Source organism: Acidobacteriota bacterium (genome assembly GCA_016184105.1).
In the GTDB taxonomy this organism is placed as follows: Bacteria; Acidobacteriota; Vicinamibacteria; order Vicinamibacterales; family 2-12-FULL-66-21; genus JACPDI01.
Genome location: JACPDI010000010.1, coordinates 114512 through 126898, shown reverse-complemented (window position 1 = coordinate 126898; position 12387 = coordinate 114512). Strand labels below are relative to the sequence as shown.

Below are 12387 nucleotides of genomic sequence, written 5' to 3'. Positions count from 1 at the left end.
TGCGACCGGCGGGCGATCGGACTCAGGCAGGGGGTCGTGACCGAAGCCGCGACAACCGGCCTAGCTGCTGCGATGCAGCAGCGACCACCTGCTCGGTGGGCGCCACATCGACGTCCTGGATCGTGTCGTAGAGGGACAGCATCTGCTGGTGCAGTTGGCGGAGCTGCGTCAGGCGCGTGGCGGCCTGGGGATCGCGCTTCACGATCTCGTCGTACGTCCTGCCGATTGCGTCGTACAGCTGCATGGACAGCGTGAACTGCTGCTGCAGTCCCGCCGCCGGCGTCTTCACGCGCGGGTCCATCTTCACGATCAGCGATCGCGTCGTCGTCACGCCATCAACCGTGAGCCTCACCGTGTAGCTCCCGGGCGGCGCCCACGGGCCCTGCGGCTGCGGCGGGGTGTCGAGATAGGTCGCGGCGATCGGGAACGAGAAGCCGAACACCTTCGGCGGCGCGTAGTGCAGGTCCCACACGAAGCGGTGAAACCCCCGCGTCGCCTTCAGCTCGTGGCCGGGACGAATCCAGTAGCGGGGGAAGTTCCAGGCGCTCTGCCCCTCGGGCGGCGGAGCGGCCTGGCCGAATTTGAAGTAGTCGTTCTCGGGGCGGTGCTGGCTGTTCGCGACGGCAATCTCTTCGCCGTTCTCCGGGTGGGGAATGGCGCCGACCGAGGCAGGATCGAGCGTGGCGGCGCCCTCTCCGGACGGACTGAACGCCGACGCGACGCCGGACGCGGCTGAGTCGTACCTCCGGACCAGCTTCCCTGCGGCGTCGAGGATCTCGAGCGTCGTTGACTTCGCATCGGACGGCAGCCAGTAATTGATGATGGCGCCATCCGGCGGGTTCTGGCCCGCGGGCTCGTCGGGCGGGAGCGGCGTGTCGGTGTTCTTGTTCCAGCGGACCCGCCAGGCGTCTTGCGGGGTGAAGAGAACGGTGGACGTGAAGGTCCGCCCCACACCAGACGCCGCCTGCCGCAGCGGAGTCACGTCATCGAGGATCCAGAAAGACCGCCCGTGCGTCGCGACGACGATGTCGTCGTCTTTGATGACGAGATCGCGGATGGAGGTGGCGGGCATGTTCAGGCGAAGCGACTGCCAGCTCTCGCCAGCGTCGAGCGAGACGTATACCGCCTGCTCGGTGCCCGCGTAGAGCAGCCCGCGCTGCTTCGGGTCCTCCCGCACCACGTTGACGATCCCGCCGTCCGGGATGCCGTTGGTGATGTGCGTCCAGGTCTTCCCGCCGTCCTTTGTGCGGTAGATGTGCGGGCGCAGATCGTCGAGGCGGAACGTGTTGATCGCCGCGTACGCCGTGTTCACGTCGAAGTGCGACGCGTCCATGATGGACACTTTCGCCCACGGCTTGAGGTCGTTCGGCGTCACGTCCGTCCATGTCGCGCCGCCGTCGCGCGTCACGTGAATCAGCCCGTCGTCGGTGCCCGCCCAGAGCGTGCCGATCCGGAGCGGCGAGGGCGCAAGCGCGTAGACCACGCCGCGCTGCGAGGGCTTCGCGGCCTCCGTCCCGCGGTACTTGCCCACGTTCTCCGGCACCTCCCACGTGGGGCGCGAAAGGTCCGGGCTGATTTCGGTCCAGCTCCGGCCGCCGTTCAGCGTCTTCCAGACGGTGTTCGACGCGAAGAACAGCGTCTTGTTGTCCACGGGAGAAAACGCCACCGGCATGGTGCGGACGACGCGATAACGTGCGTCGCGGATCGGCTTCGGCGAGATGTTCTGCACCTGGCCGGTGCGGCGCTCGTAGCGGGTGATCTTCCCGCCGTAGACGATGTCGGGATCGAGCGGGTCCGGAACGGCATAGCCGTATTCCTCGACCCCGACCGGGTGCCACTCGCGGAACGTGATCTGGCCATCCTCGCCCCGCGAAGAGACGCACGCGGACCCGCTCTCCTGCTGGCCGCCGCACACGCGGTAGGGGAACGCGTTGTCCGTGTTCACGTGGTAGAACTGCGCGGTGGGCTGGTTGTACCACGAGCTCCACGTCTGGCCGCCGTTGACCGTGACGATCGCCCCCTGGTCCGCGATCTGGATGATGATCTTCGGGTTCCTGGGGTTGATCCAGATGCGGTGGTAGTCGTCGCCTCCCGGCGCGCCGCGGAAGTCCATGAACGTCTTCCCGCCGTCAACGGATTTCCACGAGGCGACGTTCGCGACGTAGACCGTGTTGCAGTTGGTCGGGTCCGGCTTGATCTCGTGAAAGTCTCCTTCCCGGCTCCAGATGCGCGGATCGCTGTTGACGCGCGCGAAGCTGGCGCCGGCATCGGCCGAGTGGTAGAGCCCGCCCATGCTCGCCGGTGACGCCACGATCGCGTAGATGCGGTTCGGATCCGCGTCGCAAATGCCAAGACCGATTCGCCCGAGCCCTTCCTCTCCGGCCGGCAGCCCCTTGCCGACCTGGCTCCACGTCGTGCCACCGTCGGTGGACTTGAAGAGCCCGCTGCCCGGGCCGGCGAACGCCGCGTTCTCCCACGGCCCCTGCCGTGCTTCCCACAGCGCGGCGTAGACGATCGACGGGTTGCGCGGATCGAGGGCGACGTCGGCAGCGCCGATGTCCGGTCCTTTGTAGAGAACCCTCTCGAAGCTTCTGCCGCCATCGGTGGAACGGAACACGCCGCGCTCGTCGTTCGCGCCGTAGGGGTGGCCGAGCGCGGCAACGTACAGGCGGTCGGGGTTCTGCGGATCGACGGCGATCTGCGGGATCTGCTGCGCGTCGCGGAGGCCGTAGTGCGTCCACGTCTTCCCGCCGTCGTTCGAGCGGTAGATGCCGTCGCCTGTCGCCAGGTCGGGACGCTGCAGCCCTTCGCCGCTGCCGACATAGATGACGTTGGGATCCGAAGGCGCAATTGCGATCGCGCCGATCGATCCGCTGGGCTGGTCGTCGAAGAGCGGAACCCAGGTGCGCCCGTAGTCGGTCGTCTTCCAGACGCCGCCGTTGTGGAAGCCGACATAGAAAACGTTGGGCTGGTCGGGAATGCCCACGGCGGATTTGCCGCGCCCGCCGCGGTGCGGGCCGATGTTGCGCCAGCGCATCTCGCGCCATTCGGAGACCTTTGCGGCAGCGCCTGCCGCCGGCGCCGGCGCCTGCGCGGAGGCCAGGGCGAGCCAGGCAGCAGAGGACAGTAAGCAAAGAAGAAAGGCAGCGGCAAAACGGGCCGGATGACGGAGGTTCATGCTGGCTCCTCGATGCGCGAGAGTGTATCGCAGGAGTTGCGACCGCGTGGGGCGCGGGGCCCCCGGAACAGCGACGGGGGCGATCGTCAGCGGGACGGCCCCGCGCGCGTTTGCGCGATTGTCCGCCGGAGGTCGAACTCCCGCCCCGCGAGCCGTTCGAGGTACTCCCGCAGCTCGCGCGACGCGAGGTAGCGGGAGTTGAGGCCATAGAGACGGGTACGACCGAGCACCCGGCTGGCGACGAGGCCGTCCCGCTCGAGCGAGGCGAGCGCCTTCTGGATCGAGAAGAGCGGCGCGTCGAGCACGCGCGCGAGCTGGCGCGGGTAGGTTTCAGTCATCAGCGAGAGCGCGAGCAGCGCGCGCGTCCGCGCCACGGACCCAAACGGAGAAGAAACGACCATGACATATGGTCACATGACCATGTTTATTGGTCAATATGAAAATGGTAAAGTTCCTCCGATGGCAGTCGAGGCGCTGTACGAGGCGCGCGAAGCGTCGTTCCGGCGGCAGGCCGGCGCCGAACAGCGGCGGTCGCTGGCGCTCTCGCGCGCGCGGCTCGCCGCGTTCGTGGGCGGCGCGGTCGCGCTCGTGGCCGCCCTCAACTCCGGCGATCCCCTGCGCACGACCCTCTTCATTGCCGCCGCCAGCCTCGCGGCGGCCTTTGCCGGCCTCGTGGCCGTCCACAACCGGATCGAAGACCGGCTGCAGCGCGAGGAGGTCCTCGCCTCGATCAACCGGCGGCAGGCCGCACGGGTGCGACGGGTCTGGACCGACTTCCCGCCAGCGGGTGGTCCGGTTTCAGATGCCCACCCTTACGCCCAGGATCTGGATGTCGCCGGGCGCGCGTCGCTCATTAATCTGTGCCTCGCCGCGGGAACGCCGCAGGGCGTGAGGACGCTGGAGGCGTGGCTGCTCGCGCCCGCCGAGCCGGCCGCGATCCTCGATCGACAGCAGGCGGTGGCGGAACTGGCGCCGTTGCTCGACTTTCGCCAGGAACTGCTGGCGCGGGCGACGCTCGCCCGGCGCGGAGCCGCCGCGGACGCGGCGACGCTCGAACGCTTCTTCGCCTGGTCGGAAGGAAGACCCTGGCTGATCTCGCGCCCCTGGCTGGCCTGGCTGACGCGCCTGCTCGGCGCGATTGCCACGGGCCTGGCCCTGGCGCATGCCGCCGGCCTCACGAGCGAGCCTCTTTGGCTTCTGCCGGTCATCCCGAACGTGGTCTTGTGGTTCGTGCTGGCGCGCCGTATCGAACGGACCTTCGACCACGCGTTCGCCCGCAATGCCGCGCCCGGCCAGGAAGCCGTGATGTTCGAGGTGGTCTGCCGACGGGAATTCACCTCACCCCTGCTGCGGGCCCTTCGCGCGCGGACGCTGGGCGCCGACACGGCGATGCGCCGCTTGCAACGTCTGATGGAGCTTGCCGACATCCGGCTGACGACGCTCGTGCACTTTCCCCTGAATGCGCTGACGTTGTGGGATTTCCACGTGCTCTTCGCCGTGGAACGCTGGCAGGCGACCGCCGGCAGCCGGGTCCGCGACTGGTTCGATGCGATTGGCGAGCTCGAGGCGCTGTCAGGCTTCGCCGGACTGCGTCACGACAATCCAGCTTGGGCGATGCCGGAGTTGGCGGACCTGGGCGCCGACGCGCTGCTCGACGCCCGGGCGCTCGGGCACCCGCTGATCGACGAGCGCGTGCGCGTGGCCAACGACGTGCGCGTCGGCCCGCCGGGCACGTTCCTGTTCGTCACCGGCTCCAACATGTCCGGCAAGAGCACACTCCTGCGGGCGATTGGCGTCAACGTCGTCCTCGCACAGGCGGGCGCGCCGGTGTGCGCCGCCGCGATGCGCCTGCCGCGCCTGGCCGTCCAGACCAGCATGCGGGTGCAGGACTCGCTCGAAGAGGGGGTGTCGTATTTCATGGCTGCGCTGAAGCGGCTCAAGATGATCCTCGCAGAGGCCAGGGGCGACGCTGCGCCCCGCGCGCCCTGGAAAATGCAGACGGACGCCCCGCGAGTTCTTTACCTGCTGGATGAAATTCTCCAGGGCACCAACACCGCTGAACGCCAGATCGCGGTGCGAACGATCCTGGTGCAATTGCTGACCTCCGGTGCGATCGGCGCGGTGACCTCGCACGACCTCAGCCTTGCCGACGCGGATGACCTGAGGCGGGCGGCGGTGCCCGTGCACTTCACCGAGCACTTCCACGAAGGGCCGGACGGCATGTCGATGCAGTTCGATTACACGCTGCGTCCCGGCGTGGCGACGTCGCGAAACGCGCTGAAGCTGATGAAGATGGTCGGCATCGACGCCGCGCCGGCGGATTCGTAGCCGTGCGACTGGCCGTTTTCGATCTCGACGGCACGCTGGTCGATTCGCGGAAGGATCTCGCGGATGCGGTGAACGCCCTGCTCGCGGAGCTGGGGCGCCCGTCGCTGAGCGAGGCGGCGGTCGGCGAGATGGTGGGCGAAGGGGCGCGCGTGCTGATCGATCGCGCGCTGGCGGCCAGCCGCGTCGAAGCCGCGCTTGCGCCGGCCGCGCTGCAACGGTTCCTGGCGCTGTACGACGCGCGGCTGCTGAATCACACGGCGCCCTACGATGGGATTCCCGAGCTGCTCCAGGCGCTGCACGGCCGCACGCGCCTGGCCGTCCTCACGAACAAGCCCGGCGCCGCAAGCCTCCGCATCCTCGAGGGACTGAAGCTCGCGCGCTTCTTCGACGAAGTGATTGGAGGCGACAGCGCCCTGCCGCGCAAGCCCGATCCCGCCGCGCTGCTGCACCTGATGGATCGCTTCGGTTCCACGCCGGAGGAAACCGTGCTGGTCGGCGATTCGCGCATCGACCTCGAAACGGCGCGGAACGCGGGCGTGCGCGCGTGCCTGGTCCGCTACGGCTTCGGGTTCAGGTTCGACGACGCCGAGCTGCGAGGCGTGGCGGTCGCGGGCTCGCCGGGGGAGATCGCCGGCAAGGCCATCCGTTAAGGCCGATGCCTGACCTCAGGCATATAATAGTTTCATAAATAATTTCGTATTTGATTTCACAATATCGACATAATACGCATTTTTAGCGGTATTTGTGACAATAGTGTCGCGATATAATCATTTCAAATCATGGGCGTAATTGCGACCGAGCTCAGTCGGGGAGTCGTTCACGCGGCGGAGCTTCGGCAGAGACTCGGCGTTTCTCCGGCCACCCTGATGCGTGGAATACGGGAAGCCGGGCCCGACGTCGTCCCAATCGGCCGGGGCCGTGCCACGCGCTATGGGTTGCGTCAAACATGGCCAGCTCTTGATACGTCGCGTTTTCCCGTGTTCCGGATCTTGGAAGACGGAGCCGCTCGGTCGGCAGGCGAACTCCTCACCCTGGCGGCGCGGCAGACGGTATGGATGCCGATGGGCACGGTGTCGAACGGGCTTCCGATTGAGCTCGCGGACGCACGCCCCTCGGGATTCCTCGGACGACACGTTGCCGCGATTCACGCCGACCTGCGGCTGCCGGCGCGCCTGGTGGATTGGTCCGATCACCACGTACTGCTTGCCATGTCGCGACGTGGTGAGGACTTGCCTGGCAATCTCATCGTTGGTGAAGAATCGTTTGCTCGCTGGCAGGCGCTCGACATTCCCGCCAGGCCGCGCAACGAGTATCCGGATGTGGCCGAGGCGACGATCGCAGGACATCCCCCGGGATCATCTGCGGGCGGCGAGCGTCCCAAGTTCGGGGCGTTCGTTGATGGACGTCACGTACTTGTCAAGTTCGCCGCCCGCGGCGGCGCAGGCGACGGAGTGGCCCGGCGCTGGTGCGATCTCCTTGTGCTCGAGGCGCTCGCGCTGAACGTGGTGTCTTCGCGCGGCGTGCCCGCAGCCCTGACACGCATTGTCGAAACCGATTCGCACTGCTTCCTCGAGAGCGACCGGTTCGATCGCGTCGGAGTCAGGGGCCGTGTGGCTGTATTGAGCTTGGCGGCGGTTCAAGAGGATCCCGCGGACCCATGGGCTCGGGCGGCTGTGCTGCTGAGACACGCTGGGCGCCTGTCCAGCGAAGATGCCCGTCGCCTCCAGTGGCTCGATGCGTTTGGGGCGCTCATCGCGAATACGGATCGGCATCCGTACAACGTCGTCTTTTTTGTGGAGGGTGTCAGTCTGCGGCTTGCGCCGGCGTTCGATCAGGTATCGATGTTGTACGCGCCAACGGCCGATGGCCAGGTGCCGCCTCGCACCTTTGCGCCACCGCACGCCACAGCCGATACGCTGGACGTGTGGGATGACGCCCGCGCGGCGGCGTCCGAGTTCTGGCAGCGGGCAAGTGATGATGCCCGCCTGACGGATGATGTCCGGAGCTTCTCTGCTGCGAACGCGAGTGCGCTCGTCAGCTGAGCGCGTCGCTTGAGGACGATAGCCATCCCGGTCAGATCGTCCGCAGTTCGTAGAGCGCCACGGCGGCCGCCGTTGCCACGTTGAGCGAGTCGGCGCCCGCCGCCATCGGGATCCGCGCGTGGTGCGTGGCGAGGCGCGCCGCATCGACCGACAGCCCTTCCCCTTCGTGGCCGAGGAGCAGCGCGGTGTGAGTGGATCCGACCCCTCGCGCAACGTCCGCCAGCTCGCGGTCCGCGCCGGGCGACAGCGCGATCACCTTCCACCCCGCCAGGCGCAGGCGCTCCACGCTCTCGGGCCACGGCTCCGCAACGACGAACGGCGTCGTCAGGGTTGCCGCCATCGACGTGCGTATCGCCTTTCGGTAGAGCGGATCGCTGCAGCCCGGCGACAGCACGACGCCTGACGCACCGAACGCCGCCGCGTTTCGGAACGTGCCCCCCACGTTGTCCGGGTTTCCCACGTTTTCGAGCACGACGAGCGGTCCTCGCGACGCGAGCAGCGCGTCCAGCGTTGCGGCCGCCGCGCGCTCGGCAATCGCCAGGCAGCCGCGGTGCACGTTGTAGGTGGTGATCAACGCCATCACGTCCAGGGAAACCGTGAAGACGTCGGCGGGCGACGAGGCCAGTGTGGCGGCCAGCGCGGTGAGCGCGGGCGGCGTGACGAGGACGGAGCGGACGCGGAACGGGGACTGCTCGATGAGCCGCTGCACGACCAGCCGCCCTTCGGCGATGAACACGCCGTGGTCGCGCAGCAGCTCGGGGTCGCGCACGCCGCGATAGAGCGCGACGCGCGGGTCTTCGGGATCAGCGACGTGGAGCAGGCGCAAGGTACTTCTGCAGCCAGCCGAACACGGCCTCGTGCCAGACGCGGCTGTTGAGGGCCTTCAGGACCCAGTGCCCTTCATCGGGAAAGATGAGCATCTCGCTCGGCACCCCCTGGCGGCGGAGCGCCGTAAACAACTGGATGCCCTGATCCACCGGGACGCGGTAGTCCAGCTCGTTGGTAATCACCAGCATCGGCGTCTTGATGTTCTGCGCGAACAGGTGCGGCGACCACTTCGCGAAGTTCGCGCGCGCGGCGGCAGAGGTGGCTGGGCCGCCGAACTCCCACTCGGGGAACCACAGCTCCTCGGTGGCGAGCGACATCGACTCGAGGTTGAAGACGCCGTCGTGCGACACGGCGGCCTTGAACCGATCGGTGTGGCCGGCGATCCAGTTCACCGCGTAGCCGCCGTAGCTCGCGCCCGCGATGCCCATCCGCTGCGAATCCGCGTACGGCAGGCGCGCGACCTCGGCAAACACGGCGTCGAGGTCCGTCATGACTTTCCCGCCCCAGTCCTGCGAGATCTCGTCGACGAACTTCTGCCCGAAGCCGGTCGAGCCGCGCGGGTTGGGCGCGGCAATCACGTAGCCCTGGGCCGCCCAGAGCTGCGGGTTCCAGCGGTACGACCACGCGTCTTCCCACGCGCCCTGCGGCCCGCCGTGAATCATGAAGACCACCGGGTACCTGCGCGCGGCGTCGAAGTGCGGCGGCTTGATCAGCCAGTACTGCACCGGCGTGCCGCCCGCGCCCGCCACGGTCTTGCTCTCGGCCGGCGTGAACGCCACATCCTTCAACCAGCCCTGGTTCTCGCTGGTCAGGCGCTTCTCTGCGCCGCTCGCCAGCTCCACGCGGAACACGTCGGGCGGCGAGGCGAGCGAGCTGCGCGCGAACACCACAAACCCCTCCCCGGGCTCGAAGGAACCGACCGCGCCCCCCCTGGCAACCACCCTCGGCGTGCCGGCGGGATACGTAACCGAATAGAGGTTTTCCACGCCGCGATCGGCGGCCGTGAAGAAGATCGATTGGCCGTCGCGGCCGAACGCGAAATCGCCCACCGAGAGATCGGGCGTGTCGAACACGGGGCGGTGCTGGCCGGTGGCACGATCGAACGCGACGAGGTACCAGCGGTCCGCCTCGAACCCGGCGCGCCGCTGCGAGCGGACGACGATGGCCTTGCCGTCCGGCGAGTAGACGGGCTGCACGTCGTAACCCTTGCCGCCAGTCACCCGCTTCGCTTCGCCGCCCGCGACCGGCACGACGAAGATGTCCTGGTTCGTCGTCCAGGCCTCGGCGTCCTTTCCTTCGCGGTTGGACGCGAACGCGATTTCCTTGCCGTCCGGCGAGAAGGCCAGCGCGCCGTCCTCGTAGAAATACGGCGGCGAGTCGAAGTCGCCGGGTGTCAGATCCCGGGTATCTCCGGACGCGATATCGGTGACGAAGATGTGATGGCGCACGTTCTCGCGCCATTCCGCCCAGTGGCGGAACAGGAGGCGCGTGATGCGGTGTACTTTCACGGGGCTCTTCTCGGCCTCTTCCGCGCGCTGCTTGTTGCACGCCTCGTCTGGACACTCGGGATAGACGTCGGATACGAACGCCACTTTGGCGCCGTCCGCCGAGATCGCGTAGGGGCTCTGGGCTCCGGCGGCGAGCTTCGTGATGGCCTTCACGTCGCCGCCGTCCATGTCCGCCGTGTAGATTTGCGGCGCGCCGTCGCGGGTTGAGATGAACGCGATACGCTTTCCGTCCGGCAGGAACCGCGGGGTCGTCTCGCCTTTGTCCCCGCCGATGAGGAGTTTGGGTTCTCCGGCGCCGTCGGCGGGGACAGACCAGATGTCGGCGTTACGGCGGCCAGTCTTGCCGTCGGTGACGGTCCGAACGTAGGCCACCGTCTTGCCGTCCGGCGAGAGCTGCGGCTCGCTCACGCGAACGGCGGTGATCAGCTCCTCGATGGCCATCGGCCGCCCCGCCTGCTGGGCGCCCGCGAGATTGGTGATAGCAACGATGATTGCGGGCGCAAGAACGATTCCTTTGACACGCATGTCCGTACACTACCACCGCTGAAGCCGCAGAACACGCAGAACTCTTGGCTCGTGAAGCGTCCGGGGCTACAGCAGCGAGCCGTGACGGCGCAGCCAGCGGTGCGCGTCGCGATACCACGGGCAGATCGATGCGACCAGCCTCCAGTACTGCCGCGAGTGGCTCGCGTGCCGCAGGTGCGCCAGCTCGTGAAGCAGGATGTAGTCGCGCACCTCGTCCGGCATCCGGATCAGGCGCCAGTTGAGCGAGATCGACGCCTTGCGGCGGCAGCACGATCCCCACAGCGTGCGCTGGTTCCGGACGCTGACGCGTTCCACGGTGAACCCGTGCTCCCGCGCCAGCACCAGCAGCCGGGGAGGCAGCTCGCGCTTTGCGCGACGACGCAGCGCCGCGATCTCGTCGCGCGGCGGCTGCGCGGCGGCGGCGCGCAGCACCCTCGCGCGTTCCCGCTCGATCCATTCCCGCTGCGACTGCACGAACGCCGCCGCGTCCCCCAGGCTTCCGAACGGGGGGACCGCCACGCGCAGCGTGCCGTCCGGCTTCATCCGCATGACGTAGCGGCGCGCGCGACGGACGCGCACGAACCTGACGAGATGCACGCGGCCCCCCACCCGCACGGGGCGCGGCCTGTCGGCCGCCGGTTTCTCCCGAAACGGCAGCGCGAACGGCATCAGGCGGGCTCCGCCAGAATCTGGCACAGGTGGACGATCACCTCCACCGCCGTGTCCATGTCCTGCGCGGACACCCACTCGAGCCGCGAGTGGAAGTTGTGCTCCCCCGCAAAGAGATTCGGCGTCGGCAGTCCCATGAATGAAAGTCGCGATCCATCCGTCCCGCCGCGGATCGGCTTCATCACCGGCTCGAGCCCGGCGCGTCGGATGGCTTCCTTCGCGCTCTCCACCGCGCGCGGGTGATGCTCCAGCACCTCCCGCATGTTGCGGTACGACTCCTCGACGGCGATCTCCACGCGCACGCCGGGAACGCGCGCCGCCGCGGCGTGGGCCGCGCGCTCCACCAGCGCACGGTGCCCGGCGAGGGCGCGCGTGTCGAAGTCCCTCAGCAGCACGCGCACGCGCACGCGCTCGACGCCGCCGTCGATGACGTACGGATGCACGTACCCTTCGTAGCCGCCGGTCGTCTCCGGCGAGAGACGATCCTGCGGAAGTCCGGCCAGGAATGCGCCCGCGGCCCTGAGCGCGTTGACCATCTTCCCCTTCGCGTAGCCCGGATGCGTGTTGAACCCGTGGAACACGACCGTCATGGCGTCGGCGGAAAAGCTCTCGAACTCCAACTCCCCGCGCGCGCCGCCATCCAGCGTATACGCGACTGCCGCGCCAAACGCGGCGACATCGAAGTGCGCGGTGCCGCGTCCGATCTCTTCATCCGGTGTAAAGGCGATCCGCACCCGGCCGTGCGGAATCTCGGGATGGGCGAGCAGGTGCGCCGCGGCAGCCATGATCTCGGCGACGCCTGCTTTGTCATCGGCGCCGAGCAACGTCAGGCCAGACGCGGTGACGATGTCGTGGCCGAGGCAGGTGCTGAGCTCCGGATGATCGGAGCTGCGCAGCACCAGCGCGGGATCGTCAGGAAACAGGAGGTCGCGGCCGTCGTACGCCGCGTGAACGATCGGCTTGACGTCCCTGCCGCTCATCTCCGGCGAAGTGTCCACGTGCGCCAGAAAGCCGACAATCGGCACCTCGTCTCCGCCGGGCGCGGTGGCCGGCAGCCTCGCCATCACGTAGCCGTGCTGGTCCAGCGTGACGTCCGTTGCGCCCATTTCGCGCAGCTCGTCGCGCAGCATCGTGAGCAGCGTGAGCTGTCCGGACGTGCTCGGCGACGTGCCCGAGGCTTCGTGTGATTGTGTGTCCACGCGCACGTAGCGCAGGAAGCGATCGACCGCGCGCGCGCTCATCACGTTCCAGCATAACCTCGTTCGGGTTCCACTTCTTTGACAAGGAGGTTTCTGCGGGTTCTGCGGAT

General features: G+C 68.1%; 9 protein-coding genes. 3 read left to right on the top strand and 6 right to left on the bottom strand.

Features of this window, described 5'->3' with window-relative positions; all coding sequences use genetic code 11:
* Window positions 1-22 precede the first annotated feature (22 nt).
* Both HYU53_03455 and HYU53_03450 read right to left on the bottom strand, forming a co-directional pair.
* A complete protein-coding gene (locus HYU53_03455; protein ID MBI2220245.1) occupies window positions 23-3037 on the bottom strand; it encodes a glycoside hydrolase in 3015 nt (1004 codons plus the stop codon).
* A 227-nt stretch (window positions 3038-3264) separates the two neighbouring features.
* Window positions 3265-3579, bottom strand: a complete 315-nt coding sequence (locus HYU53_03450) for a hypothetical protein (protein ID MBI2220244.1) — start codon at window positions 3577-3579, stop codon at window positions 3265-3267.
* A gap of 58 nt (window positions 3580-3637) precedes the next feature.
* On the opposite strand from HYU53_03450, the gene HYU53_03445 reads away from it, so the two are divergent.
* The 3 genes from HYU53_03445 (at window position 3638) to HYU53_03435 (ending at window position 7548) form a co-directional block, all read left to right on the top strand.
* On the top strand, window positions 3638-5506 hold the full coding sequence (locus tag HYU53_03445; GenBank protein ID MBI2220243.1) for a DNA mismatch repair protein MutS: 1869 nt from the start codon (window positions 3638-3640) through the stop codon (window positions 5504-5506).
* 2 nt (window positions 5507-5508) lie between these two features.
* Window positions 5509-6156 carry an HAD-IA family hydrolase gene (locus HYU53_03440; protein ID MBI2220242.1) on the top strand — a complete coding sequence of 216 codons (648 nt, stop codon included), beginning with the start codon at window positions 5509-5511 and terminating at the stop codon, window positions 6154-6156.
* A 327-nt stretch (window positions 6157-6483) separates the two neighbouring features.
* Window positions 6484-7548 carry a HipA domain-containing protein gene (locus HYU53_03435; protein ID MBI2220241.1) on the top strand — a complete coding sequence of 355 codons (1065 nt, stop codon included), beginning with the start codon at window positions 6484-6486 and terminating at the stop codon, window positions 7546-7548.
* A gap of 31 nt (window positions 7549-7579) precedes the next feature.
* Here HYU53_03435 and HYU53_03430 read toward each other — a convergent pair whose 3' ends face one another.
* The 4 genes from HYU53_03430 to pepT form a co-directional block, all read right to left on the bottom strand.
* Complete coding sequence (locus HYU53_03430) at window positions 7580-8374, bottom strand: RNA methyltransferase (GenBank protein ID MBI2220240.1); 795 nt, start codon at window positions 8372-8374, stop codon at window positions 7580-7582.
* Window positions 8352-10409 (bottom strand): S9 family peptidase, encoded by a 2058-nt coding sequence (locus HYU53_03425; protein MBI2220239.1) that lies wholly within the window; start codon window positions 10407-10409, stop codon window positions 8352-8354. Before HYU53_03425 ends, HYU53_03430 begins: the two co-directional genes overlap by 23 nt.
* Before the next feature lie 66 nt (window positions 10410-10475).
* Window positions 10476-11078, bottom strand: coding sequence for a M48 family metallopeptidase (locus tag HYU53_03420; GenBank protein MBI2220238.1), 603 nt, complete (start codon window positions 11076-11078; stop codon window positions 10476-10478).
* On the bottom strand, window positions 11078-12319 hold the full coding sequence (gene pepT, locus HYU53_03415; GenBank protein ID MBI2220237.1) for a peptidase T: 1242 nt from the start codon (window positions 12317-12319) through the stop codon (window positions 11078-11080). Before pepT ends, HYU53_03420 begins: the two co-directional genes overlap by 1 nt.
* Window positions 12320-12387 lie beyond the last annotated feature (68 nt).

Coding starts and splice junctions, on each gene's coding strand:
- pepT (MBI2220237.1), bottom strand. CDS start 12,319: ATGAGCGCGCGCGCGGTCGATCGCTTCCTGCGCTACGTGCGCGTGGAC.
- HYU53_03450 (MBI2220244.1), bottom strand. CDS start 3,579: ATGGTCGTTTCTTCTCCGTTTGGGTCCGTGGCGCGGACGCGCGCGCTG.
- HYU53_03420 (MBI2220238.1), bottom strand. CDS start 11,078: ATGCCGTTCGCGCTGCCGTTTCGGGAGAAACCGGCGGCCGACAGGCCG.
- HYU53_03455 (MBI2220245.1), bottom strand. CDS start 3,037: ATGCGCTGGCGCAACATCGGCCCGCACCGCGGCGGGCGCGGCAAATCC.
- HYU53_03425 (MBI2220239.1), bottom strand. CDS start 10,409: ATGCGTGTCAAAGGAATCGTTCTTGCGCCCGCAATCATCGTTGCTATC.
- HYU53_03445 (MBI2220243.1), top strand. CDS start 3,638: ATGGCAGTCGAGGCGCTGTACGAGGCGCGCGAAGCGTCGTTCCGGCGG.